Origin of the sequence: Yoonia sp. SDW83-1, from assembly GCF_046762885.1 — a bacterium.
Classification (GTDB): Bacteria; Pseudomonadota; Alphaproteobacteria; order Rhodobacterales; family Rhodobacteraceae; genus Yoonia.
This window is the reverse complement of record NZ_JBKQXO010000019.1, coordinates 1-23,796: the sequence shown is the minus strand read 5'-3', so window position 1 is coordinate 23,796 and position 23,796 is coordinate 1. Positions and strand designations below refer to the sequence as shown.

Sequence of the window (23,796 nt, the reverse complement as noted above, 5' to 3'; positions counted from 1 at the left end):
AAAGGTCGTAATGACGACGGCGGCAAAACGCGGCAGAAGCCGGCTACTGAGCATGATGCTATTCCACCGCAGTAATTCTGGTCGTGCGCGTGCCGCCATCCGCTGTCGCAATCTCATCGCGTAACAACTCCACCCGCCACGTTCCTGCAGCAGGAGGCGCAGGCAAATCAAACCGCTCTTCGGCATTCCAGCCGCAGGTGATCCGCTCCGCCTCACGTATCAATTCCACAGATAACCAATAGACCTCGGCTGCGTCTTTTGCTGGAATGGCCAGCTGAGCGGAGATTTGGCCTCCTTCCGGCGGAGGGCCGTCGTAAATTCTATGTTCGACACCACGGCCCGCGCCATAGGCCTCGAAGAGAACAATATCGTCTTTTGTAACCTCAAATGGAAACTCCAAGATGAAAGTCACAGCCCGCGTCGGTGCGTCAGGCGCTGACGTAATCCCACGTTGATAGCTCGAGAAAATTTCCTGCCATTCTGGCGGTTCAGCGATATAGCAACCCTGCACGTGTCTCGGATTTGTCAAGTAAAATACTCCAAGTAAGCCAATACAGAGAGCAACAGCTACTCCGCCTGTGGCGATGTATTTCAGCCGCCTTGCGATCAAGCACTTGGCTCCAGCGTGAAAATTCCAGCAGGCTGATCTTCGGGTGTGGTGCCACTGACCGGCAGTGCGCGTGCGCCGTTCAACCGCCACAGAGCGTAATCGTTGATACCCTCCGCCTCACCCCCGTCTGAAAAAAATGGAACAGTACCGGCACTCAAACCTGGATGCGGATAAGCCTCGTGTTCCGGAGGCAGGTCGATACGCTGCCCTTCGTTGCCTACACGAGCGGCAGCCATCTGGCTCGCAATCGCTTCATGATCGCTCCGGTTACGGATGACGCTGCCGTAGTTTGTCCGTTTCTTGAAAGCCGTAACAACAACACCAAAATGATCGGCCAATGCCTGACCGTACCCCTCCATAGCGGTCCGACAAGCATAAGAAATGATACGGCCATTCGGCGCGAATAGGTCTGTTGGAAGGGCGGTCATATGGTGCGCGTAAACCCGCATATTGCTGCCCGGTCCACGGTAGTTCAGCGCAAGGTAATTCGGCAGGCCATGACAAAACAAGATCAGGTTCTTTATCGCATGGCGATCAGCCCCGGCGCCTCTTTCTCTTAGCAGATTTGTCATACCGCTGACGCTGGTCAGACGGACGATATTCACGTCCAGATTATCGCGAAGATAGTCCAGATTTAGGCGCTCCCAGCGGTTGTAGCCCATTGGGACATACGCAATCGTTGTTTTGTCCGCTGAGCCCCAGCCGCGCGGCAGCAACGTGCCCGAAGCAACGGCATAACCACATGACAAAAACATAAGCTTCAGCTGAAATCCGGCGCGCATATACTCAAATTCGGAACCTACAATAATGATGTTCTCGGTCTTGTCTGGGCAATGAGCGCAGTCATCGTCTGCATCACTGGTGCTAAAGTCCTGCGCCATAGCTTTGCCCTTCTCTTTTTCTAGCGACACCGCGCGCATGTTCCAACAATTCTCGCGCCGCGCTTCGGTCATCCGCCGGTCGATGATCCTGCCAAAGCTGTGCGGCTTCCGATTGAATGTCGCAACCAGCAGAATGTAACGATGCAATAGCACGCACCGCATCCCAGATTGCAATCTCTTTGCGATAACCGGATCCCCGTGCGTCTTCGCAAAGCCGAGCGACGTCGTCGAATGACAGCGTATCAAAGGGTGGCCCCTCCTCAGCCAATTCTTTGGCGACACGCTCCACAAACCGATTCCAACGGGCTACCTTAAATAAGGGGCGATACGCAGAAATTGCATTCGTCAAAACTGGTCGCCTTTCCATGGGAGCAGCCAGTTCGACCCGCTCAATTCCGGCGTCCGATTGCCACATAACCGCAGCGACTTCAGACCCAAAACGCCAGGCAACGTGATCAGCATTATCTGCGAAGGCCGCCCAGAAAGCTTGAGCGACAGAGGGCTCCCAAAAGCGCAAAAAATAGGCGTTTCCTGGATTGTCCGTCACGCGGCTCAAACGGCGCAAATGATGCCGCAAAGAAGGCAAACCCTTGCGCGCTTGGATAAGTAAGCCGGGCCATCTTCCCCACAAATGCCACGGTGCATCACCCTTTGTTATCAAACTTCGCAAGGTGGCGCTGTTTTCATCCAGGACGGCGAGCCACGGAGCGTGCTCACCCAACGCATCTTGAGCCGCTCCCTGCCAAAGGCACGAAGCTGTTTCAGTGTCTCCATTCAGCATTTCGGGAACTTGATGATGCGCTGCGGCGTCCAACAGTGCCACAACAGCACCGCCATCAAGGCCGAGCGCCGCCTTGTGCGCCGGCGAAAGCTGCCCCTCTGAGACAAGTGGTTCAACCTCTTTGGTGGAACGTATCAGATATGTCATAACACTTCACAGTTTCGCTTCTGCTGTTTCTCATAAGTGTCAAAAAGCGTGCAAAACGAGCATTCCGACTGAAGGTTTGAACGCCTGGTTTGCACTGCACAGCGGCCAATATACCTAAGTCGCCAGCACGTTCCTGAACTGCCATGGATCGCTTTCGTCGATGTCTTCGGGGAAATGCTCCCACCGGTCCTGCAAAGGCGTCCAGTCGGTGTAATGCGCCTCGACCGGGCCGAGATAGGGGCGCTGCACTTCGAGGCAGCGCACGTGGTCCATTTCGTCCGTCTCAACAATGCCAGCCTGTGGGTTTTCCAGCGCCCAGACCATGCCTGCCAGCACGGCAGAGGTCACCTGCAATCCGGTCGCGTTCTGATAGGGGGCGAGTGTCTTGGTTTCTTCGTTTGACAGGCGCGATCCGAACCAGAGAGCGTTCCTTTCGTGGCCGTAGATCAGCACGCCCAATTCGTCGATTCCGGTAATGATTTCATCGACATCCAGGATTTCATGCACCTTCTGCTGAACCCCTGCCCCGAACATTTCATGCAACGACAGCACCGCATCGTCGCAGGGGTGATAAGCGTAGTGACAGGTCGGGCGGAACTCAGGGTTGGCCGGATCGCCGACGGTGAAATAATCGGCGATTGAGACGGATTCATTATGCGTCACCAGAAACCCGAATTGCGGCCCCGGCGTCGGGCACCAGGTGTGCACGCGGGTGATCGCACCGGGCCGTTCGAACCAGATCGCGGACTGGCAGCCGGTGTCAAATTTGTGGGCCGTCTCAGGCATCCATTTTTCATGGGTGCCCCAGCCGAGCTCTGCCGGTTGGAACCCCTCGGCGATGAAACCCTCAACCGACCATGTGTTCACAAACACGTCGCGGGGGCGGGGTTTAGCCCGGGCCTGGGTGTCTCGCTCAGCAATATGAACACCCTTAACCCCTAGATTTTGCATCAGTTTTCCCCATCCTGCCCGGTCCTTGGGCATGGAATCATCGCGGTCCAGATCATGCGCCAAAGTCATCAGGCCTTCCTTGACGAACCAGCTGACCATACCCGGATTTGCGCCGCAGCAGCTGACCGCCGTGGTCCCGCCGGGATTGGCCGCTTTTTCATCGCGCACGGTCTGGCGCAGCGCATAATTTGTCCGCTCGGCGTTGTCGGTCGTGTCGAAATAGAAACCGGCCCAGGGTTCGACCACGGTGTCGATGTAAAGCACGCCAATCTCGCGGCAGAACTTCATGATATCGAGCGAGGATGTGTCCACCGACAGGTTCACGCAGAACCCGTTGCCCTCGGCAAACAGACCACCCAGAACATCGCGATAATTGTCAGGGGTCAGGGCGACCTGATGACGGGTAATCCCTTGTTCTGCAAGGAATTCCGCGCTGTCCGGGTTCGGGTCGATCACGCTGAGCTTATCGGCATCGAAATCGAAATGGCGCTGGATCAGGGGCAATGTCCCCTTGCCGATGGAACCGAAACCGATGATGACAATCGGCCCGTCGATGCGGCCGTAATTGGGATGAGAGGTCATGCGCTGCGCCCTTTGCGTTTCAAAGCTGATGATTTTGATAGGGCAAAACCGTTGCGATGAAAATGCTTATGGCAACGAACGGTGCATGCGGGCGGATGTGACGGCCCGGTCGCGCGAATCAAGTGTTAACACTGTTATTTCAGCCCAAATCGCCCTGTCGGCATCGCGTCGGCGTTGCGTCGGCAAAACGTCGGACCCCAACGCACGGTGGGGGTGGGTTAAGGGTGCGAACGGTGATGTTTGTTAAGAATTTGGCAATGCCGGTGCTTGGCCTCCAACCGGTTTCAATATTGGTGGGCATTGGCGGATGAGGAAGGGATTGGGTGTACCGCACGCATGGTGGCGGCGGGAAACCCGCGTTATCGGTCCGGTCCGGTTTCGTCGGGACTGCGCGTCGCTCGGGACATTTAGCCGCTCCTCAAGACCTGAACGCAAGGTGGCAGGAACGTCGGGTAAGACTGCCTCGTCTGCGCGATGTCGTCAGCACCGACGGTGACCCAGACGATCACGCAGCGGGTACCATATTAGAAGTGTGGCAGGCCAACGCACGATTGGGTTCAATTGGCGCAATCGTCAACTGCTTGTTCTATCGTCAGCGAACATGCTGTGGGGTGTCTTTGGTCGGCCAGGAGGCCATCTTACCAAACTTCTACACTGCAGCTAACGTCTGCCATTATTGGGCTCTGCCGGAGCAGAGAGACCTCTTCTCTCCAATTTTTGGTGTCATTGAGCAAGGCTATGCGACTTAGTCGTGTGGGAGCAAACATGAAGAGCGACGTCTCATCAGTCGGCCGCCAACTCTTTTTCGAGCGAAAGCGCCAAGTCGCGACCCGCTTTGTGAACCCATTCGGGTTCATAGTTTCTGATGGTGATCCAGAATAAAGGACCATTTGGCCAATAGGTAACATCTAGGCAGCCTTTGGATTTCAAGTCTTGCTTAAAGTGCCAATGTCGGTTGCCGGGGTACTTCTTGCTACTAAGTGTCGTGATATGGGAAATGACCAAACCAAGGTCAGTTCCGACGTTGGTCAGAACCTGCTCCATCTCATCCAAGGTCATATCGCTTCTGATTTCGACTGGAATTTTTTTCGAATTGTCAGTGTCCTTGATGGCTACGCGTCTTGCTGTTGTCACCGAACGTCTCCATTTTGGTCGTGAGAGAAGACGACATTGCGCCCAAGTCTGACATCACGAGTTGGGTATTTGCGCATGCGTCAACTAGTCTGCGTCTTGAGAAAGCGAATACTCAACAGCGTTATCGACCAACTCCCCAAGTATCGCGGGATCAATCTCTTGAAGACTTAAGAAGTTGATGTGGCGGCGAAACTTTCCAGTTCCGACAAGAACCTGTTTTGGGTCCTTGAGTGCAGTGCCATTGCTAAAGGCAAGCTGGACATGATCTTTGTACGGAAAAACGCCGCAGAACTGTCCTTCCTTTTCATCCGGTTTTAGTGTGTAGAGCGTCCCGCCATATTTCGGAACTTTTTGCGCTCTTGGCGCTGATCGAAGAATGATCTCATCAAGCCTTTCGACAATCGCATCCTGCTCAATGCCGCTCATCGCCATTGTCGATCTCCTCATTGGTGCAAGTTCAGGATATGTGCGCAAGGGGCTTAATCACCTTGATTCAGGTCAATGCGAGATACGCCGAACGCCCTAAATCTGACCTTCTGATGCTAACAAAGGAGAGGGGCATCGTGCCATCCCCGCCGCCTCGTACCCAACATGCAGGGCGGTCAGCGTGGTGCCGAATATGTTGATGGTTTCGTTGAAATCGTCGATGACCGCTGCGTCGGCGTGGCCGCCGCCGATTTCGCAGGCTTCGCGCTTGAGCTTTTCAGCGAACATTTCCTGCCGTTCAGCGAGTGAGATCGCCAAGGCGTCGGTCAGCAGCACCTCGAACGGGTCGGCGCATTCATTGACGATGATGGATACCAAAAACTCTGTTTTCCAGAAGCGCCTGATTGGCCATGGCGTGATCATGGGTGGTCACCTTCGAGCAGGGCAATTGCGGAGGCATCCATTGGTTCCCAGATTGCGTGGATGTCGCGGATTGCCACCACGGCGGAGCGGTTGCGTTCCGGTGTCGGGATACCGACCGTCATATCCCCGTGTTCCAGCGCCCAGAGCAGGCGCGTGAAATCTTCATGCGCCTCTTCCAGCACGTCTCGTTCATGTGCGATATCGTAGCCTGAATCGAGCATGCAAGCCGTGGCTGCCACTGTCTGACCAAGGACGGTCAATCGGCCTGCCAGGTTCATTCGGGCCCGCCCGCCGCCATCAATGCTTTGGGCCAGTGCCGCATCGGTTTCCTGTGCAACTGAGTGTAGCAGTGGTGCCGAAAGGGTCAGTGCCCCGCCTACCGCAATCGTCAGTGCAAACTTTTTACCGTGGCGCACAGAATAAATTTTTTATACTCGTTACCACGCGTTTTCTGACACATGCGATGCCACGACAAGACTGATTTTTGCGCATGATCTGCCAGAAGCATCGGCATCAACAAAAATAGATCAGGTCATGGAGCCCGATTTGAATAGAGCGTCATTCGAACATGGTTTTCTCACGGCTTTAATTAAGCCAATAACTTCGTGGGTCGAAAAGTAGCCCACCCGCCGCAGGTCGCAGCGGGTGGGCGAAACGGATTAGCCCGACACGACCTGGACTCCGCTGCTGTCTACGCCGTCTGTAATGTCGGACGCGTCAAGCCGCAGCACGCCTGATCCGGAACCGTCCTGATAGACCTCGATCCCGGTATCGTCGCTGTCATCATTGTTGCCGGTGATCACTCCACTGGCGTCAATCAGGATGTTACCTCCATCCTCTTCTTCGAAGACGGCCCCTTTGCCACCATTGTCGGACGCAGTGACGCCCTGCAGCGTCACATGGACATCACCATTGCCCTGTTCGGTATATTTGAACCCGTCATCTGTGTTGCCGTCGGCAGTTGTGGTCCAGACCGCCATTGCGATGTTGCCGCCATCCTCTTCATCAAAATCAAGCCCCTCGTCGAGATTACCGGCGATTGTCCCGCCGATCATGATCCCTTCAATACTGCCGGGGCCCGCTTCGTCCACGTCGAACCCGTCATCAAGGTCCAGACCGAGTGCGAATTCGGCCACGCTGCCGCTGTCGTAGTAGCTGACTTCGCGTTCAACGCAGCGATCATCGGCGGATCCGGTGACGGGGCCGGGAATGAAGGTATCGGTCACGGCCCCATCTTCAAATTCAGCTTCGACCATGTCGGGCAATGACGCCGTCAGAACAGCGGGATCACAATAGCCGCCATTGTCACGGAAAACGTCGTTGCGGCTGATCAGTTGCACGTCGCCAGCCTGTCCTTCATCCAGTTCAACACCGTCCGCACCGACACGTTCGAACAGCGATCCGGTCGAGGCAAATATGATGCTTCCATCGCCCCGCTCGTCCACGCGAAGCCCGTCGGCGTCAAAGCGGCCATTGCCCACATTGGACACAGTGACATTGGTCAGGGTAACCGCAATCGACGCAGCAGAGCCTTGACCCGCACCGCCACCACCGCCGCCGCAATCATCGGCCAGCGTACAGTCGGAAATGTGGATGCCGTGTCCGGCCACATCTGCCACCGTCACATCTGACAGATGCACAGTCAACGTTCCGGTCTGGTCGTCGCGCACATCGACAAAAATACCCTTGCCCGCCGCACTGGCCAAATCGCCCCGGTTTTGAATGTCAAAGCCACCGGGCCCCGCAAATGTCAAAGACGACACCGTCAGATCGGCCCCGTTGGTGACTGCCAGCACGTCGACATTGGCGCTGGTGATGATCGACTGGCCGTTGCCCACCAAAGTCAGCGGCGCGGTGCCGCTGTAGACCAATGCGCTGTCGATGGTGATGTCGTCGTCGGTAGCGACGAATATCTGGCTGGCCGTCAGTGTTTCCGCGGCTATTTGTAAGGCTGCACGCAGCGATCCGTCGCCCGCATCATTTACACTTGTCACAATAAGGGGGTTCGCGCTGGCGACGCCAGCGGACGCGGCCAGCGCCAAGGCCGATATGGCCAGACGATTTCGAATTGTCATGTTACTTACTCCACTCTTTACATGTACTGCCACCGCAGCCTGTGAACGGAGTTTGTCATTTTTGTAGCGATTTGATGAAAGCCGGTCGAAACATGACTTAAGGACAGGTTCGATGGTGCTTAAGCACGAACCGGTGGCGATATGGCATTTATTTGAGGTGGTTTACCCTTGGCCGAAGGTGATCCGCTAACAAACACATCGGATGTATATAAGGACCGCACCATGCGTCCATTGCGGATACGATGGTGCGATCAAGTCTCGGTCGTCAGTGTTCAATGCCGCTCAGGGTCGACTATTCCGGCAACCGCAAGCGTACCCCGACCTCCAGCGCGTTCGGATCAGGAATGCGGTCACGGTTGGCGTTGTATATCTTCTGATATTGCAGCACGTCGCCATAGATCTCTTCGGCCAGGGTGCCAAGCGTGTCACCGTCCTTGACGATAACCAAACGTTCCCCGTTTTCGATGATAACGGTGGCGGCGGCAGGTGTGGCTGTGACCGGTTCGGTGGGTGCTACCGTCAGACCGGGCGAAATCATTTGAATATCCGCTTCCAGGTTGATCGTCATGACCTGCGACTGAGGCGCTTGCGCAAAGGTATAGGCACCTGAGCCGGTTGTCATTGGGAACTGCGCAATCTCGTAGTCCGGCAATTCGGGATAGTCTTCTGTCACTTCGGACCCCGACAGGCTTTCCAGAAACGCGACCAGATCGGCCTTTTCCTCATTGGTCAGCCCCAGCGGCTGGATCAGCGTTGACTTGGTGCCAAAGACGTCTTGCGTGCCACCGTCATTGTAGAAATCAACCACTTCTTCCAGCGTATAGAATACACCATTATGCATGTAGGGAGCTGTGTATTTCAGGTAGCGCAGCGGTGGTGTCCGCATGGTCCCGAGGTCGGCGGGATTGCGCGTCGCCAGAAAACGGCCCGGATCGCGGTCGAAGGACTCATAGACCTCTTTTTCGATGCCAAATCCACGCATCATGGTGCGGAATGTCACCTGACGCAGCGGCTCTTCGGTAAAGCCCGGATTTGGCGGCACGCTGGTGTTGTAGAACTGCATGTCTGTTGCAAGTGGCCCATTGTGGCAGGACAAGCAGTTGCCTTTGCCTTGAAAGACAACCAAACCCCGCACCGCCTGCAGGCTCAGCGCATCGGCCTCGCCCCGTGCAAAACGGTCGAACGGGCTGTCATCGGAAATCAAGGTCCGCTCATAAGCGGCAATCGCCTGACTGATGGTTTCGATGCTGGGTTCAGCATCCCAAATCTGTTCGAACCGCGAGACATATTCGGGGATTTGGCGCAGCCGTTCTTCGGCCAGAACCGCGTTGATGTTGGAGACAACCGATGTGCCCATGGCACCGGGAACCTGTTCCGTCAGTGACGGCACTGTCCCGTCCCAATGCATCCCGCCTGTCATATAGGCAGCGTTGACCAATGTCTGCGAATTGCGCCAGTGCATCGTGCCGGGATAGCCACGCGCAAGGTCAGATCCATCACCCCAGCCATAAGCGGGATCGTGGCAGCTGGCGCAGGATGTTGAGGCATCGCCAGACAGCCGCGTGTCAAAAAACAACAGCCGGCCCAAGTCGGACATCGCCTCTTCGTCAAAGCCTGTATTGGCCTGTTCCAAAGGCGGCAAGGGGCTGATCACAGGGAAATCCTGTGCAGCAAGACTGGTCGCGAAAACAGCTGATGACAGCGCAAGTACTCGATAAAACATTACTCTTCTCCTGAACCGATTATGTCCAAACCAAATCGAACCGCAGATCAGCTCCTTCTGTGACACTCAGATTGATCAGTTTCTCACCAAGCATGGGATGCCAGATGGCCAGTTCGTAGTCTCCTGGCGGGATGTCGGGCAATTCAAATTGCCCATCGACACTTGTGACCGCGATATATGGATTTGGCGACGTATACAGCCATGCCGCCATCCAGTTATGTGCATTGCAATCAATGGTCAAAAGATGCCCGCGACGCAGGCGCAATGGAATCCGGTCTTCCATACCCGCATTTGGCTGCGAGAAATTAAACATGGACCGGCGGGTGCCGCGATAGAATTCATACGCATGTATGTTGTGCAGAATAGGATCAAAATTCACGACATAGACGTCTGCCGTATTCTTGATGATCTGAACGTAGGGCTGAAAGCTGCACCCGATCTGATAAATGCGTGCTTCATCAAAGATCGGCTCCCACGCTTTTCCCTGCGTGATGTTGCGTATCTGAACGACAGTATCCGCCAAGGCACCGTCATCTCTCACGCGGATTGTTTGCGGCTCTCTGAGGCCTTCACCGCAGATCGTCGTGTCCTTGGTCACCCGGACTTTCGGAATATCAAACGACGGACCATCGTATTTGATGCTGCCCGTCAACCGGCCAGCGTTTCGCGGAACACCGATTTCCTGATAAGCCGGGCCACTTTGGGCAAAAAGGCTCGATCCGAAAGATAACCCAGCGGCACCGGATGCCGCGCCCAGCAGCAATTCCCGCCTATTCAAACTCGTCACCAACTCAACTCCACAACCTGTTTATTCACTACTCTTCGTCACCGAACTCCAGAACGTATTCGACCAGCGACCACGATTCATCTAGCGTCAGATTTCGACTAAAAGAAGGCATTGGTGTGCCGTCCAGGCCGGTTTGTATTCTCATCCAAATCTGTTCGGGATTGTTGCCGCCTTTGAATAACCCGGTCCGAAAATCGGTCGGCCGGATCGGCAGGCCGTCTGCGTCGCGCAAGTCCTGTGCAAGCACGCCGAGGCCATCGCCATTTGCACCGTGACATTCGATACATCCTTGCTCGACATAGAGCTGGCGCCCTTTTTCCACATTGGCGCTGTCAGGTCGCGGTTGTATGCCCCGCGATACGCCATAGCTGGCGATACCAGCAAATTCCTGAATGACTTTCAGCAGTTTCACCTGTTGATCGAAGCTCAGATGTTCAAAGGACGGCATGGACCGCCCGTAAGAGCCCTCTACCCCTCTGGTGATGGTTGTCAGCAGATCGACCGCCGCCGGTGGTTCGCCAAAACCGGTTGAGCGGAACTTGAAACTGCCCTGCGTGAAATCGCGCGGTCGTGGTGTGAATTGCGGTGCCAGACTGCCGCCGCCATCCCCGTTGGGCCCATGGCAAATGGCGCAGTTTTCGTTGTAGATCGCAAGACCTTCGGCGAAGGATTCAGAGTCTTCGGAATTGGTCTGTGCGACCGTCGGCTCAATTGCGATTACTGTGACGGCAACAAAAACAGCGACGCTCTTTAACGGGGACAGCACCATGATTCTCCCTAGTGAATAATTCCAACTGAAGGCCAGTAATGCACGTCGGGCGAGAAACCAATTGTTTCTTTTCCCGTTATTACTTTAGGACAGGTTCCGACACGAAAAAGCGACGGCGGCGACCGATAATGGCGGATCAGTGCGCGATCAATTCATCAATCTTGAGACCCACAAATGAAAATGCCGCGCCATTTGGGCGCGGCATTTTTTATTTCCCGGATGATTTCTGAAAAGATGCAGAAATCAGTTCTTGGCGTAGAATTCGACGACCAGGTTCGGTTCCATCGAGACCGGGTATGGCACGTCGCCCAGGCCGGGGGTCCGGGTGAAGGTTGCGCTCATCTTGTTGTGGTCAACGTCCATGTAGTCGGGCACGTCGCGTTCGGGCAGTTGCGCGGCGACCAGGACCAGCTCAAGCTGCTTGGACTTGTCGCGCACGGCGATCACGTCGCCTTCCTTGACCCGGTAGGACGGGATGTTCACACGGTTGCCGTTCACGGTCACGTGGCCGTGGTTCACGAACTGGCGGGCGGCAAAGATGGTTGGCACAAATTTGGCGCGGTAGACCACAGCATCCAGCCGGCGTTCCAGCAGACCGATGAGGTTTTCACCGGTGTCGCCTTTGACCCGCTCGGCCTCTGCATAGATGCGGCGGAACTGCTTTTCGGTCAGGTCGCCGTAGTAACCCTTCAGCTTTTGCTTGGCGCGCAGCTGCAGGCCGAAGTCGGACAGTTTGCCCTTGCGGCGCTGACCGTGTTGGCCGGGGCCGTATTCACGGCGGTTGACGGGTGATTTTGGGCGACCCCAGATGTTTTCGCCCATCCGGCGGTCAATTTTGTACTTGGCAGCGGTACGCTTTGTCATACGCTGATCTCCTTCTACTGTTGTGAAGGGCGTTGTCCTTTCCCCGGATTTGGCCGGGGCGACAGGCATCCCCTTGCGGGGGCCACCAACACCAATGAATGCCGGGCTTATAGACAGGATTCGTGCCATGTCAACGAAGATGGCGGCCCGCACTTGAAGTTGACGAAATAAGGTGCCGTTTGCGTCAAATTGTAACCATACCAGCCCGCTATTCCTGACGTTGGGGCAGCAATAAGGAACGATATCGCCCGTGTTTGTTAGTATTTTGTTAGTAGGTGTGGCGGCAGCGTGGCTGTCCATTCACCAGGTTGTGCGGCGCAAGCTGCACAACCTGCACAAATTCTTACCCGCGGCCTATCAATCTGCAATTGCTGCCCCACCTGCCGAGGACGATGCGCCACGGTTGATTCCGCTGGCGATTGACCTGATCCGCAAGGAACATTGCACCCTGCCCTATAACGCGCTGACCCCCGCAGAACAACGCATCGCCTTGCACGCCTATGCGGTCGAGCAACTGCCGCGCTGGGTGGTCAATATCGCGAAGCGGCGGTTGCGCAGCACTGAACGGACTGTTGTCAGTCAGTTGCAGTTCATCAAGACATCACGCCCAGACCACAAGCCCATCCATTTCGGGGCGATCCGGGCGCAACAACGATTGCGTTCCGCCTCCGAAAGCTAGATGCATTGGCCATGTCCGACATGGCCCCGCCCCCGTGTTTTTACCATTTCGCCGCCGCCTTTGGTGCGGGCGGATTGCTGACGCTGATGATCCTGTTCAACGGCACGCTGGCGATTTACGGATCGCTTTATTTCGCATCCTGGGTGCCGCATCTGACCGGCACGGTTGCCGCGCTGGCTCTGCTCATCATCCTGCGTCCGAAACGGGTTGCCGCAGTTCGCCCCCCGCTCTGGACTTATCTGGGCGGTGTGTCCGGGGCGCTGACGGTCATGCTGACCTCGGCCACGATGAACACGGCCCTGGCCTTGTCCGGGACCATCGCGCTTGGGCTGGCGGGGCAAGTGATGTTCAGCCTGTTCGCGGACATGCGCGGGCTGTTCGGGCTGCCGCAACGGATGCCCGGCGCGCGCGATTACCTTTCGCTGACCCTGATCATCGCGGGCAGTCTGATCCTGATTTTCTACGGGGGCGGCGCATGATTATCTTTGCGGGTCTTGCGGTGCTGGCGGGCGTGCTGGTGGGCCTGTCGCGGCAGATCAACGGGCGGCTGGCGCTGTCGACTTCTGCCATGGAATCATCGTTCTGGAACCATATCGTCGGGCTTGTCTTTATCACTTCGGTCGCCCTGTTGTTGGGCGGGCTCTTTGCGGCCGCACCGCAGGCATCGCCATGGTGGGCCTATCTGGGCGGACCGATCGGGGTGATCTTTATTGCGGCGGGCAGTTGGCTGATTGCGCGGATCGGGGCAGCACAGACCGCATTGCTGATCATTGCCGGACAGATGATTTCAGGTGTCGCGCTGGATATCATCATGGGCGCGCCTGGCAGCATTTGGGCACGCAGCATCGGAGTCGCCCTGATCCTGGCGGGCATGTGGGTCGCCCAGGGTGGAAAACGCCCCGAACCGGCAGATCGCTAAAGTTTTATCCAGTTTTCCGGATGTGCGGCTGGCGAGACCCTTGCATTGATACCAGCATTTAACCAGCGGCGGGTTAGGACGGTGCGCAATCACGAACTGATCAAGGAAATTGCGCATGTCTATCAAAGCCCTATTGCACCTGATTTTCGCGTTTCTCATCGCGACCCCGGCCCTGGCCCAGACGCCTGAACCGGTGACACTGGAACCCATGGATCTGCTTGATGCGGAACTGATCGTGATCGGCGCTGACGGGACCGAAAAACGCTATACCCCCGAACAGCTTGAAACGCTGACCACCTACCGGCTGCGCACGACCACGCCCTGGCGGCCGGACCCGGCGGATTTTGACGGCGTACTTTTGTCAGACATCCTGAAGGAAAGCGGGCTGCATGATGTCGCGGCCATCCGGGTGACCGCCGAAAACGACTTTGGCTCGACACTGCAGCGCGCTTTGTGGGAAAACGTGCCGGTTCTTGTGGCGACCCGGGTGAACGGGCAACCTCACTCGCGCCGGGAACGCGGACCGATCCAGTTTGTGATCGGCGCGGATGACTATACCTCCTCCGGACTGGCGACCGAGGCGCATCTGGTCTGGATGGCCGCCCGGATCGAAGCGGAATAGGCACGAATATTGCCCACCCGGATCAACAAACACATGACCACCTACCAGACGCGCGGTGCGTTCTGGGGGCGCATTCTGGCCGGCGCCTGTGTGCTGGCCATTCTGGCGGTGTGTCTGGTTGCGGGCAATTACGTGCAGGCCACTGTTAACCAACTCAAAAGCACCCATCAGGTGTTCAACGATCGCCAGTTGCGCAACGGCTATGTCGCGATGAGCGATATCCAACGCCTTGTTCTGGTTCTGCAGGAAGCGCTGAGCGCTGGCAGGATGACCCCGGAAGCTGCGGCCGATTTTCAGGCAGCGGCCGATTTTCTTTATGTACGCACCGATAATTTTCGCCGGGTGCTGGGCACAAGGACGGATCAGCAGACCGCCCGTCAGGCCATTGCACAGCTTGAGGTCATCGGTGCCATCGCTGATGATGCCATTGCGGCAGATTTCGATGATCTTGACCAGCTTTGGATTGATCTGACCGAACAATCGCAACAGGCGCGGCAGGCGCTGGTTATCTATATGGACGAAATGCGTCGTCTGCAGGATGCGCTTCTGCTCAAGCAATCACTGGCGGTGGAAAGGCAGCTGTCGTTGCTCTGGACGACGCTGGGCGGATTGACGGTGCTGGGCATTGCCGCGATCGTTCTTCTGCGCCGCGAGGTCATGTCCAGGCGTGCCCGGCAGGTTGCGGAAGAACGGGTCCATCATCTGGCCTTCTTCGATTCACTCACCGGGCTGCCCAACCGGGTGCAGTTTCAGGACAGGATGACCGCGCTTTTGAACGGAAATGCGGCGGTCACCTTGCTGCTTGTCGATCTGGACGATTTCAAACTGGTCAATGACACGCATGGACATGCGGCCGGTGATGCGATCCTGCGCCATGTGTCAAAGACGCTCAGCCGGATTGTACAGGATCAGGACGCATTCTGCGCGCGCCTGGGCGGCGATGAATTTTCGGTCCTGATCCAGTCGGATGATCTGGGTCGCTTGATCCCGTTATGTGAGCGGATCATCAACGACGTTGGCGAAACGATCCAATTCGAGGGCGAGGCGCTGGCGGTGAATGCCAGTATCGGCCTGGCCACCAACACCCAGATCGGGGCGGAAATTGACGTCAACGTGGACAGCCTGTTTCGCGTCGCCGATTTCGCGCTTTATGCGTCAAAATCCAATGGTCGCAAGATTTTCACGATCTATGATAAAGAGCTTGAACAGCAGTTTCTTGACCGTCGCGCCATGGTCGATGAACTCCCACGGGCAATCACGGATGGCAGCATGGAGTTCTTTCTGCAGCCGAAGGTTCTGCTGAATACCGAAGAAACATATGGGTTTGAGGCATTGGTGCGGTGGCGCCGCAACGGGGAAATCGTACCGCCGCAGATCTTCATCGCCACGGCCGAGGAAAGCGGTGTGATCACCGATCTGGATTGTCATGTACTGCGCCAGGCGAGCCGCAAACTGGCACAGTTCAATGCCCGGCATGGCACGGAATTTTCGGTCAGCATCAATTTTTCAGCCTTGCATTTCAATTCCGACAAACTCGTCGGTGTGATTGCCGAGGCGTTGGTGTATTCCGGATTGCGCCCTGATCTTTTGACCATCGAAATCACGGAATCGGTGGAAATGCGCGACTGGGACAAGGCCAAGCAGATCATCGCCGGCATTCACAATCTGGGGGCCAAGATTGCCATTGATGATTTTGGCGCCGGTTTCTCTTCGCTGGCTTATCTGCGCAAAACCGTAGCCGATGAGATCAAGATCGACAGGTCACTGATCGAAGATATCGAAAGCTCTGACACATCGCGGTTCCTGCTGGATTCGGTGCTGGACATTGCCCATAACCTGAAGTTCGCGGTGACGGTCGAAGGGATCGAAACCGCCCAGCAAGCCCGCATCGTCAGCGAGATGGGCGCGGGCAATGCGCAGGGCTATTTCTTTGGCCGCCCCCTGCCCGCCGATGAGGCATTGTCGATTGCACTGGATCAGATCGCGGGCACAGAACCCGCCGTCGCCCTAGGGTGACCGATATGGCTGGGGCAACCAACCCGATTTTTACAAAACTCGCGGCGTTGATCCAGAGATGCGGTATGTCAGGAGCGCTGACGCATCCGGTCCAGGAATGTCGTCCAGCCCCCAGGCGCCAAGAGCACCGAGATACCAAGCCCGCCAAAGAAACCTGACAGCTCGGCAATCCATGATGGCGGTGGCGGTGCCTCGGCGATTAGGCCAAACACCACGCCAAAGATCAGTTGAATCAAGAGCAGCACACCAATCAGGCGAAAGGCAAGCAACTGGTTCTGACCCGCCTGCCCCAGTTGCAGCCACAGCGCATATGTATAGGCGCCGATCAGGCCATAAACCGGGGTAAACCCGCCATAAAGCGGGAAATCCCCATTCGCCAGCAGGCCAAACACAAACGCGCCGACGATGCTGGAAAACACATAGATGACCAAGACCTTCAGCCCGCCGTAATATTCGCCTGCGAACTTGCCCAGGGCCAGGGTCAGCGCGGCGCAGAACGCCACCTGGGTCAGTTGGGCATTGACATAAGGATAGGTGACAAAGCGCTTGAGCATATCGAAAGAGTAATCCGCCCGCTCCACCACCCGATCAAACACGCGCGTCGAAAAGCCGAATTCATTGACCGCATTCAATCGCCAGCTCAACCCCTGCGGTCCGCCAATAAAACCGTTATTGGCCAGTTGCAGAACAACCTCGATGCCGACAATCAAGAGCGTCAGTGCGATCACAACAGGCGGGATGGCATTCAGCGGCTTTTCGGGGGTCATCGGGCGGCCTTTGCGGGCAGTTGAAGTTGACGGGTCTGTCTGGCATGGGTATGCGACGCCTGCCCCGAAATCCAGCCCCGAAACCAAACCGGACCCTGACATGACCGACACAAAATTCACCCCCCGCGTCTTTTCCGGGATCAAGCCCTCTGGCGGGTTGCAACTGGGTAACTATCTGGGGGCGATCAAGCGGTTCGTCGGCATGCAGGGCGAAATGGAAACCGTCTATTGCGTGGTCGATCTGCACGCCATTACTGTCTGGCAGGACCCGGCAGAGCTGGCCAATGGCACGCGCGAGGTCGCCGCAGGTTATCTGGCCGCCGGGCTGGACCCGACCAAATCCATCCTTTTCAACCAGTCACAGGTGCCCGCCCATGCTGAACTGGGCTGGGTCTTCAGCTGCGTCGCCCGCGTCGGCTGGATGAACCGGATGACACAGTTCAAGGACAAGGCGGGTGCCAATGCCGAAAAGGAGTCGCTGGGGCTTTATGCCTATCCGGCCCTGATGGCCGCAGACATCCTGCTTTATCACGCCACCCATGTGCCGGTGGGCGAGGATCAGAAACAGCATGTGGAACTGACGCGGGATATCGCCGCTAAATTCAACCACGATTTCAAATCGGATTTCTTCCCGATCACCGAACCGGTGATCGACGGGCCAGCCACGCGGGTGATGAACCTGCGGGATGGGACGAAAAAGATGTCCAAGTCGGGCGAAAGCGACATGGAGCGGGTCAACATGACTGATGACGCCGACACCATCGTCAAGAAATTCAAAAAGGCCAAGACAGACCCGGCACCGCTGCCCGAAACCGTCGAGGGGCTCAAGGACCGGCCAGAGGCGCGAAACCTTGTCGAAATCTATGCGGCACTCGATGATACCACGCCAGAGGCCGTGATCGCCCAATATCCCGGCGCAGGCTGGGGCACGTTCAAACCCGCACTCGCTGACCTGGCAGTGGCAAAACTGGCCCCTATCGCCGATGAAATGGGGCGGCTGATGAACGACCCCGCTGAAATCGACCGGATCCTGGGTGAGGGGGCGGAACGGGCGCGTGCCATTGCCGACCCGATCCTGCAAAAGACCTATGACATCGTGGGGTTGCTGCGGTCGTAAGCAAGGCGCGGGGGGCGCGGCGACAGGGGCAGACGCGTGATCCTGTCTGTGTCCCGTGGCGGGGACCATGCCATGGTCAGGCTGTGATGACGCCGGACCGGACCGTAGCGGCCCAGTTTGCAGGCCGGGACCAGCGTGATTTCACATTTCTGCACCATCACAGCCCGTCCCATGATCAACTCTCCAGCGCGTCCAGAGCCCGTTCGCGGGCGCGCAGCGAATGGCCATAAACCTTCACATTCGGAATGCCCGCAATCTCACTGGCCATGAACCAGTCAACCGCCGCCAGCGCCCCGTTATTGCAATAGGTGATTACCTCGCCACGCTGCCATTCCAGCCCGGCATCCTTGATCCGCATGAAAATCTCAAGATCGTCACCGGCCATGCCCTTGTCGCCGGTGATCAGTTCCTCGGCATTCAGGGTGAATGACCCTTCGATGGATGCGTCACTCATGATCTGATGCAGCGGGCGGGCATCCAGCAATTGCGCGTCGCTGGTGCCATTGATGACGGCATCCACATCCTCATGAGTGGCAAGCCAGGTCTGATCTACCGTGATGACCTCTTGCGATGGCACGATCTCGACCGCTTCGGTGGACATCTCGCCGCCCATATCCTTCCAGCCGCGCACCCCGCCATTCAAAATGGCGATGTTTTCAAAACCGGCGGTCTTCAGCACCCAATAGACCCAGGCGGCCGATCCAAAGTTGCCGCGCGCGGCACTGCTGTGCACGATCACGACGGGACGATCCTTGGTCAGGCCCATGGACTGGATGGCACGGGTCATATCCGCATCAGTGGGCACGTTCAGCGGGTCGGTCCAGATATTGCGCCAGGTGCCATAGGGGACATTCACCGCACCGGGAATATGGCCGCTGGCATAGCTGTAAAGGCTACGGATGGCGCGCGGGTTGCGGATATCGACGATCTGCGGCTCTGTCAGGCCCATCAGTACCTGCAGATCAACCGCGCCGATCAACGGGGGGACCTGCACCTGTTCTACAGCACTGTCTGCCAGCGCGCTGGACGCGTACATTGATTGCTGGGCCGTTGCAGGACTTGCCATGATCAGGCTCAGCGCCAGCGCGGCAGCCACTGTCGCTTTGGCAAGGATCGGGCGGTTGGACATTACAAACATCGGGGTACTCACTTACTCACTGTCGCTTGTCTGATACCGGTTCAACAAAGCCGAATGAGGGCGCATTCCCGACCAAAGCTGGCTTTTTCAAGGGACGAAAAGTGACTTTACGGCAACTGAAGATGAACGGGACAGGTCAGGGAACCGCCTTTCAGGATCCGTCAGACCGGGCGGCGATGCGCCGCCATGGGCAGAATTAGACCCCAACGGGTCTGGCGCGGGGCACCCTGCTTGCGAAATCCGACCTTGGCATAGGCGGCGATGGCGCGGGTATTGTCCGGATGCGGGTCGATCGCAATCAACGGGGCCCCTGCATCAAACAAATCTCCCATACGCTGCGCGATAAATCCGGGGCCGTGCCCCTGCCCCAACATATCTGCGGGGCCAATGAACTGATCAATGCCGCGCGCGCCCGGCGGAAGATGGGAAAAGTGGTGATCCGTCCACCCATGCACATCATAATCCTGCAGGTAGCCAAAGGGCGTGCCATCCATCGACACAATCCACTGCGAGACGCGCGGATCGGCCAGATCCGCCGCATCATAGACCGGGTCATCATCCCACCACCGCGCCACATGCGGCAGCGCCTGCCAGGTGCTGACCATCGGCAGATCATCCATCGTGGCCGGACGAAACTGATATTGGCGGATGGGTTCCATAGCATCAGCATCGCAAATCAGGACCGGTCCGCGAAAGGCACAATCCTTAACGCCCCGTTCATCTTTCCGCCGGGCGGGGCGTTAATGCGGTGATTTGGGCCTTTGGGGTCCGACGCAAGGCCGACGCTTTGCCGACGCGATGCCGACCGGCGATTTCGCACCAAACCCCAATGTTAACTGATGATTCGCTCATTCAGGCAAATCGTGGTGTTGCGCCGTCCTGCCGCACCCACCGAACGTTGCGCACACACTGTCATAAATCTGAAACGCGCCGGGTGAATTCTGCAGCCATCCGGCGGAACAGAATCGCTTTGCCCGCCATTGCACGATGCCCATACCGTCCCTCGGGTTCATCCTGCAGGCGCGTTCGATGTTCCCCGGCATCGAACGCGCCGCCCCTTCTTTACCTTCGGTAAACGCAGGCCTAGGGTTCCGGCAAGGGAGAGACGAAAATGGCAACCGGGACGCATATCCGCACATATTTTCAAGGGCAATGGCATGATGGCGATATCCCCATCATGCGCGCTGCCGATCATGGCAGCTGGCTGGGCACAACCGTGTTTGACGGTGCGCGTGCGGTCAACGGGCTGACCCCGGATCTTGATCTGCATTGCGCCCGCGCCAACCATTCCGCCAAGGCGCTGATGCTGACACCCACGGTCAGCACCGACGATATGCTCGCCATCATCCGCGAAGGCCTGCAGGCCTATCCCAAGGACGCCGCGATCTATATCCGGCCCATGTATTGGGCGATCCACGGTGATGCGGCGGCCATCGTGCCCGATCCGGGCGAGACCGGCTTTGCCATCTGTCTAGAAGAAATCCCCTTTGCCCCGCCCACCGCCACCACCACGCTGGGGCTGACGAAATTCCGACGGCCGGTGATGGAGGATAATGTGGTCAACGCCAAGGCGGGCTGCCTTTATCCCAATAACGCCAGGATGTTAGCCGAGGTGCGCACACGCGGCTTTGCCAATGCTCTGGTCGCTGACGCGATGGGCAATGTGGCCGAAACCGCCACCACAAATGTGTTCATGGTCAAGGATGGGGTGGCGTTGACGCCCATCGCAAACGGCACGTTCCTCGCCGGGATCACCCGCGCCCGGCACATCGCCAATATGAAGGCCGACGGGATAGAGGTGCATGAGACCGTGCTGACCTTTGACGATTTCCGCGACGCCGATGAGTTGTTTCTGTCCGGCAATATGTCCAAGGTCACGCCCGTCACCGCCTTTGAAGACAGGCAGTATCAGGTTGGCCCGATCACCAAGCGGGTGCGCGAGTTGTATTGGGATTGGGCGGCGTCCAACGCATGACGGATTGGCGCAGGATCGCTGTCAGACTGCTGCTTCTCGCCGCCCTGTCGGTCGTCGGGGCCATTGCGGCGATCCTGCTCAAACTTCCCATCCCGCTGTTGATCGGACCTGCAGTCGCCACGACCATTGGCGCGCTTGGCGGGCTTGACCTGCGGTTCCCGAAACCCCTGCGCAACGCGGTCTTTCTGGTTGCGGGTGTCGCAATCGGGGCCACCGTTTCACCGGCGTCGGTCGTGGCGTTAACCAAATGGCCATTTGCCTTTGCCATCCTCGGGTTTTCCCTGATCGCGATGGTTCTGCTAGGGCAGCGATTGATGCAGCGCCTGATGGGAACCGATGCCCGATCTGCCTTGCTTGCGGCCACGCCAGGGCATCTGAGCTATGTCATCGCGCTGGGCGAAGACCTCAAACTCCCGACCGAGCGGGTCGCCATCGTGCAATCAATCCGGCTTTTGGCGCTGACATTGGCCGTCCCTTTCGCCGCCTATCTGGCGGGGATTGAAACAGGCGTCGGGATCACGCCCAGCGACACGACCGAGATGACCCTGCTGCAAACGGCCCTTTGCCTTTTGGCGGCCGCAGCGCTGGCACCGCTGGCGATGTATCTGCGCATCCCTGCCGCCACCCTGATCGCCGGTATGGCCGTCGGGGCCGCCGCGCGGCTGATCGGGTTCACGCCCGGAACGCTCAGCCACTGGATCGCCTATCCCGCTCTTGCGGCCATTGGCGCCTTGATCGGCACCCGGTTCGTGGGGATCAGGCTGCAGGAATTGCGGCAATCGGCATTTGCCGGTCTTGCCGGCACGACACTGGCCGCGCTGATCACCCTTTTGGCCGCTCTGGCAGCGATGCGGATCGTGGATATGCCGCTCTTGCATGTGCTTGTGGCCTTCGCGCCCGGCGGTCTTGAAACCATGACGGTCATGGGGGTCGCCATCGGGGCCAATCCCGGCTTTGTGGCGGCGGCCCATGTGGCGCGGCTCTTACTGCTGTCGGTGCTGATCCCGGTCATGATCGGACGTGCGCAAGGCCCGTTGCCAGCGCCGCGCTGATACGACACAATCGGCCCGACTGAGGGAGAATACCATGCGCAAGTTTCTGGTCGTGCTGGATGACAGCCGCGAATGTCTGAACGCGATGCGCTTTGCCGCGATGCGGGCGGCGCATTCGGGCGGGGGCGTTGCGATCCTGTCGATCATTCCGCCTGATGAATTCAATCACTGGATCGGCGTGGGCGAGATCATGCGCGCCGAAGCCCGTGAACGGATCGAGGTGCATTACGAAGTCTTCGCCAAGTGGATGCGCGACAAACAGAACGTGCATCCCGAACTGATCATCCGCGAAGGCGAACCATTGGTCGAGATCATGAACCAGATCAAGGAAGACCCGGATATCGGTGTGCTGGTTCTGGGCGCGGGCACCGATAACAAGGGACCGGGCCCGCTGGTCACGCATCTAAGCCGTCAGGCAGGCAGCCTGCCCATTCCGATCACGATTGTGCCCGGTGATTTGTCCAAGGAACGGCTTGAAGCCATCACCTGATGGATCGCCACGCGGCATGGGCCGTCACCGCCGCCATCCCCCTGCTGGCGCTTGTGTTCTACGGCGCGACGCGTCTGCTACCACCATTCTGGGGATATTTCGCCGCGCTGGCGGTGTATTGGGGCTGCATCCTGATCCCCTTGATCGCGTGGCGCGGCGGCTTTCGCCTGACGCGTTTGCAGCTCAAATGGCCCGCTTGGTGGCTGGTCATTGTCAATGTCTTGGTGATCTTGGCGGTCGCCGTTGCGGCCATTCTGGCACTACTGGACAACGCCCTGCCGCTCTGGATCATCGCGGTCATGGCGACATGTGCGGTGTTAAACGGCACACTGGAAGAACTGTTCTGGCGCGGCACCGTGTTGCAGGACGACGCGACACGGTCTGATCAGGCGATACAGCTTTTCCTTTTCACCGGCTGGCACATTGCCTTGCTGTTCGCCGCTGACGTCGCGATCACCGGCGGTGCAACAGCACTTTTGGGCGGCGCATTGCTCGGCGGAATTCTATGGACCGCATCGAAAGTTCAGACAGGTACGGTCGGATTCGGCGTGCTGGCACATGTTGGTCTGAACCTGTTTGCCTTCACCGAACTGGCCGCGAACAACGTGATTTGATTTCATTCCGGTCACACCCCCGCGAATTGGTAGAAATAATTGCGCCTCACGCAATTGGGTGCGCCTGAAATCTGTGAACGGCTGAAAGAGTTTGCGGGGGTCCGAGACTGACCTAGGGGCAGTCTGGCGCACAGATCGGGGTGGGGTTCTGTGCATGGATGCACGCGAGAGGCAGGTAGGGTGCCGCGCCCTCATGTCAAGCACTTGAGCCGATCACATTCAGCCCCGTTTTCGTGATCAGCACGGCCCTACCC

26 protein-coding genes are annotated in these 23,796 nt (G+C 57.7%); 10 read left to right on the top strand and 16 right to left on the bottom strand.

What is annotated here, in order from left to right; genetic code table 11:
- Window positions 1-58: 58 nt before the first annotated feature.
- The 13 genes from ACFWW4_RS19240 to rpsD all read right to left on the bottom strand — a co-directional run bounded on the left by ACFWW4_RS19240 (window position 59) and on the right by rpsD (window position 12,153).
- Window positions 59-610, bottom strand: a complete 552-nt coding sequence (locus tag ACFWW4_RS19240) for a hypothetical protein (RefSeq protein ID WP_411892342.1) — start codon at window positions 608-610, stop codon at window positions 59-61.
- Window positions 607-1,491, bottom strand: a complete 885-nt coding sequence (locus tag ACFWW4_RS19235) for a hypothetical protein (protein ID WP_411892341.1) — start codon at window positions 1,489-1,491, stop codon at window positions 607-609. The genes ACFWW4_RS19240 and ACFWW4_RS19235 overlap by 4 nt, the downstream gene beginning before the upstream one ends.
- Window positions 1,475-2,419: a DUF4123 domain-containing protein gene (locus ACFWW4_RS19230; RefSeq protein ID WP_411892340.1), complete on the bottom strand. Its 945-nt coding sequence runs from the start codon at window positions 2,417-2,419 to the stop codon at window positions 1,475-1,477. Before ACFWW4_RS19230 ends, ACFWW4_RS19235 begins: the two co-directional genes overlap by 17 nt.
- 114 nt (window positions 2,420-2,533) lie before the next feature.
- Window positions 2,534-3,952, bottom strand: a complete 1,419-nt coding sequence (locus ACFWW4_RS19225; protein WP_411892339.1) for a homospermidine synthase — start codon at window positions 3,950-3,952, stop codon at window positions 2,534-2,536.
- A gap of 783 nt (window positions 3,953-4,735) precedes the next feature.
- Complete coding sequence (locus ACFWW4_RS19220) at window positions 4,736-5,086, bottom strand: hypothetical protein (protein ID WP_411892338.1); 351 nt, start codon at window positions 5,084-5,086, stop codon at window positions 4,736-4,738.
- A gap of 84 nt (window positions 5,087-5,170) precedes the next feature.
- A complete protein-coding gene (locus tag ACFWW4_RS19215; protein WP_411892337.1) occupies window positions 5,171-5,518 on the bottom strand; it encodes a DUF1801 domain-containing protein in 348 nt (115 codons plus the stop codon).
- Window positions 5,519-5,608: 90 nt separating this feature from the next.
- A complete protein-coding gene (locus ACFWW4_RS19210) occupies window positions 5,609-5,935 on the bottom strand; it encodes a hypothetical protein (RefSeq protein WP_411892336.1) in 327 nt (108 codons plus the stop codon).
- A complete protein-coding gene (locus ACFWW4_RS19205; protein WP_411892335.1) occupies window positions 5,932-6,351 on the bottom strand; it encodes a hypothetical protein in 420 nt (139 codons plus the stop codon). Before ACFWW4_RS19205 ends, ACFWW4_RS19210 begins: the two co-directional genes overlap by 4 nt.
- Before the next feature lie 243 nt (window positions 6,352-6,594).
- Complete coding sequence (locus ACFWW4_RS19200; RefSeq protein WP_411892334.1) at window positions 6,595-8,010, bottom strand: hypothetical protein; 1,416 nt, start codon at window positions 8,008-8,010, stop codon at window positions 6,595-6,597.
- A 292-nt stretch (window positions 8,011-8,302) separates the two neighbouring features.
- Window positions 8,303-9,733 carry a cytochrome c peroxidase gene (locus tag ACFWW4_RS19195; protein ID WP_411892333.1) on the bottom strand — a complete coding sequence of 477 codons (1,431 nt, stop codon included), beginning with the start codon at window positions 9,731-9,733 and terminating at the stop codon, window positions 8,303-8,305.
- A 19-nt stretch (window positions 9,734-9,752) separates the two neighbouring features.
- Window positions 9,753-10,520, bottom strand: a complete 768-nt coding sequence (locus ACFWW4_RS19190; protein WP_411892332.1) for a carboxypeptidase regulatory-like domain-containing protein — start codon at window positions 10,518-10,520, stop codon at window positions 9,753-9,755.
- A gap of 28 nt (window positions 10,521-10,548) precedes the next feature.
- Complete coding sequence (locus tag ACFWW4_RS19185; protein ID WP_411892331.1) at window positions 10,549-11,289, bottom strand: c-type cytochrome; 741 nt, start codon at window positions 11,287-11,289, stop codon at window positions 10,549-10,551.
- Window positions 11,290-11,532: 243 nt separating this feature from the next.
- Window positions 11,533-12,153: a 30S ribosomal protein S4 gene (rpsD, locus tag ACFWW4_RS19180; RefSeq protein WP_393926200.1), complete on the bottom strand. Its 621-nt coding sequence runs from the start codon at window positions 12,151-12,153 to the stop codon at window positions 11,533-11,535.
- 250 nt (window positions 12,154-12,403) lie between these two features.
- On the opposite strand from rpsD, the gene ACFWW4_RS19175 reads away from it, so the two are divergent.
- From ACFWW4_RS19175 to ACFWW4_RS19155, 5 genes are all read left to right on the top strand, one after another.
- Window positions 12,404-12,832, top strand: a complete 429-nt coding sequence (locus ACFWW4_RS19175; protein ID WP_411892330.1) for a hypothetical protein — start codon at window positions 12,404-12,406, stop codon at window positions 12,830-12,832.
- 11 nt (window positions 12,833-12,843) lie between these two features.
- Window positions 12,844-13,311, top strand: coding sequence for a DMT family transporter (locus ACFWW4_RS19170; protein WP_411892329.1), 468 nt, complete (start codon window positions 12,844-12,846; stop codon window positions 13,309-13,311).
- A complete protein-coding gene (locus ACFWW4_RS19165) occupies window positions 13,308-13,751 on the top strand; it encodes a DMT family transporter (RefSeq protein ID WP_411892328.1) in 444 nt (147 codons plus the stop codon). Before ACFWW4_RS19170 ends, ACFWW4_RS19165 begins: the two co-directional genes overlap by 4 nt.
- A gap of 115 nt (window positions 13,752-13,866) precedes the next feature.
- The gene (locus ACFWW4_RS19160; protein WP_411892327.1) at window positions 13,867-14,373 is read left to right on the top strand and encodes a hypothetical protein; all 507 of its coding nucleotides are present in this window, start codon (window positions 13,867-13,869) and stop codon (window positions 14,371-14,373) included.
- Between the two features lie 33 nt (window positions 14,374-14,406).
- Window positions 14,407-16,389, top strand: a complete 1,983-nt coding sequence (locus ACFWW4_RS19155; RefSeq protein ID WP_411892326.1) for a putative bifunctional diguanylate cyclase/phosphodiesterase — start codon at window positions 14,407-14,409, stop codon at window positions 16,387-16,389.
- A 68-nt stretch (window positions 16,390-16,457) separates the two neighbouring features.
- On the opposite strand, the gene ACFWW4_RS19150 is transcribed toward ACFWW4_RS19155, so the two are convergent.
- The gene (locus ACFWW4_RS19150) at window positions 16,458-17,156 is read right to left on the bottom strand and encodes a rhomboid family intramembrane serine protease (protein WP_411892325.1); all 699 of its coding nucleotides are present in this window, start codon (window positions 17,154-17,156) and stop codon (window positions 16,458-16,460) included.
- 100 nt (window positions 17,157-17,256) lie between these two features.
- Between ACFWW4_RS19150 and trpS the strand changes: the two genes are divergently transcribed.
- A complete protein-coding gene (gene trpS / locus ACFWW4_RS19145) occupies window positions 17,257-18,273 on the top strand; it encodes a tryptophan--tRNA ligase (RefSeq protein ID WP_411892324.1) in 1,017 nt (338 codons plus the stop codon).
- 175 nt (window positions 18,274-18,448) lie between these two features.
- On the opposite strand, the gene ACFWW4_RS19140 is transcribed toward trpS, so the two are convergent.
- On the bottom strand, window positions 18,449-19,411 hold the full coding sequence (locus ACFWW4_RS19140) for a sulfurtransferase (RefSeq protein ID WP_411892323.1): 963 nt from the start codon (window positions 19,409-19,411) through the stop codon (window positions 18,449-18,451).
- Window positions 19,412-19,572: 161 nt separating this feature from the next.
- Window positions 19,573-20,070, bottom strand: coding sequence for a GNAT family N-acetyltransferase (locus tag ACFWW4_RS19135; RefSeq protein WP_411892322.1), 498 nt, complete (start codon window positions 20,068-20,070; stop codon window positions 19,573-19,575).
- A 452-nt stretch (window positions 20,071-20,522) separates the two neighbouring features.
- Here ACFWW4_RS19135 and ACFWW4_RS19130 point away from each other — a divergent pair, with 452 nt between their 5' ends.
- From ACFWW4_RS19130 to ACFWW4_RS19115, 4 genes are read left to right on the top strand one after another with little or no spacing between them, the layout of a single operon-like run.
- Complete coding sequence (locus tag ACFWW4_RS19130; protein ID WP_411892321.1) at window positions 20,523-21,386, top strand: branched-chain amino acid aminotransferase; 864 nt, start codon at window positions 20,523-20,525, stop codon at window positions 21,384-21,386.
- Complete coding sequence (locus tag ACFWW4_RS19125) at window positions 21,383-22,438, top strand: AbrB family transcriptional regulator (protein WP_411892320.1); 1,056 nt, start codon at window positions 21,383-21,385, stop codon at window positions 22,436-22,438. The genes ACFWW4_RS19130 and ACFWW4_RS19125 overlap by 4 nt, the downstream gene beginning before the upstream one ends.
- A gap of 34 nt (window positions 22,439-22,472) precedes the next feature.
- Window positions 22,473-22,928, top strand: a complete 456-nt coding sequence (locus ACFWW4_RS19120) for a universal stress protein (RefSeq protein WP_393931513.1) — start codon at window positions 22,473-22,475, stop codon at window positions 22,926-22,928.
- Window positions 22,928-23,542 (top strand): type II CAAX prenyl endopeptidase Rce1 family protein, encoded by a 615-nt coding sequence (locus ACFWW4_RS19115; RefSeq protein WP_411892319.1) that lies wholly within the window; start codon window positions 22,928-22,930, stop codon window positions 23,540-23,542. The genes ACFWW4_RS19120 and ACFWW4_RS19115 overlap by 1 nt, the downstream gene beginning before the upstream one ends.
- Window positions 23,543-23,796: the final 254 nt, after the last annotated feature.

Bases quoted from the DNA above. Each gene is read 5' to 3' on its own strand.
- ACFWW4_RS19235 (WP_411892341.1), bottom strand. From the start codon at position 1,491: ATGGCGCAGGACTTTAGCACCAGTGATGCAGACGATGACTGCGCTCAT.
- ACFWW4_RS19230 (WP_411892340.1), bottom strand. From the start codon at position 2,419: ATGACATATCTGATACGTTCCACCAAAGAGGTTGAACCACTTGTCTCA.
- ACFWW4_RS19225 (WP_411892339.1), bottom strand. From the start codon at position 3,952: ATGACCTCTCATCCCAATTACGGCCGCATCGACGGGCCGATTGTCATC.
- ACFWW4_RS19215 (WP_411892337.1), bottom strand. From the start codon at position 5,518: ATGGCGATGAGCGGCATTGAGCAGGATGCGATTGTCGAAAGGCTTGAT.
- ACFWW4_RS19210 (WP_411892336.1), bottom strand. From the start codon at position 5,935: ATGATCACGCCATGGCCAATCAGGCGCTTCTGGAAAACAGAGTTTTTG.
- ACFWW4_RS19200 (WP_411892334.1), bottom strand. From the start codon at position 8,010: ATGACAATTCGAAATCGTCTGGCCATATCGGCCTTGGCGCTGGCCGCG.
- ACFWW4_RS19195 (WP_411892333.1), bottom strand. From the start codon at position 9,733: ATGTTTTATCGAGTACTTGCGCTGTCATCAGCTGTTTTCGCGACCAGT.
- ACFWW4_RS19185 (WP_411892331.1), bottom strand. From the start codon at position 11,289: ATGGTGCTGTCCCCGTTAAAGAGCGTCGCTGTTTTTGTTGCCGTCACA.
- rpsD (WP_393926200.1), bottom strand. From the start codon at position 12,153: ATGACAAAGCGTACCGCTGCCAAGTACAAAATTGACCGCCGGATGGGC.
- ACFWW4_RS19170 (WP_411892329.1), top strand. From the start codon at position 12,844: ATGTCCGACATGGCCCCGCCCCCGTGTTTTTACCATTTCGCCGCCGCC.
- ACFWW4_RS19165 (WP_411892328.1), top strand. From the start codon at position 13,308: ATGATTATCTTTGCGGGTCTTGCGGTGCTGGCGGGCGTGCTGGTGGGC.
- ACFWW4_RS19160 (WP_411892327.1), top strand. From the start codon at position 13,867: ATGTCTATCAAAGCCCTATTGCACCTGATTTTCGCGTTTCTCATCGCG.
- ACFWW4_RS19155 (WP_411892326.1), top strand. From the start codon at position 14,407: ATGACCACCTACCAGACGCGCGGTGCGTTCTGGGGGCGCATTCTGGCC.
- ACFWW4_RS19150 (WP_411892325.1), bottom strand. From the start codon at position 17,156: ATGACCCCCGAAAAGCCGCTGAATGCCATCCCGCCTGTTGTGATCGCA.
- trpS (WP_411892324.1), top strand. From the start codon at position 17,257: ATGACCGACACAAAATTCACCCCCCGCGTCTTTTCCGGGATCAAGCCC.
- ACFWW4_RS19140 (WP_411892323.1), bottom strand. From the start codon at position 19,411: ATGTTTGTAATGTCCAACCGCCCGATCCTTGCCAAAGCGACAGTGGCT.
- ACFWW4_RS19135 (WP_411892322.1), bottom strand. From the start codon at position 20,070: ATGGAACCCATCCGCCAATATCAGTTTCGTCCGGCCACGATGGATGAT.
- ACFWW4_RS19130 (WP_411892321.1), top strand. From the start codon at position 20,523: ATGGCAACCGGGACGCATATCCGCACATATTTTCAAGGGCAATGGCAT.
- ACFWW4_RS19125 (WP_411892320.1), top strand. From the start codon at position 21,383: ATGACGGATTGGCGCAGGATCGCTGTCAGACTGCTGCTTCTCGCCGCC.
- ACFWW4_RS19120 (WP_393931513.1), top strand. From the start codon at position 22,473: ATGCGCAAGTTTCTGGTCGTGCTGGATGACAGCCGCGAATGTCTGAAC.
- ACFWW4_RS19115 (WP_411892319.1), top strand. From the start codon at position 22,928: ATGGATCGCCACGCGGCATGGGCCGTCACCGCCGCCATCCCCCTGCTG.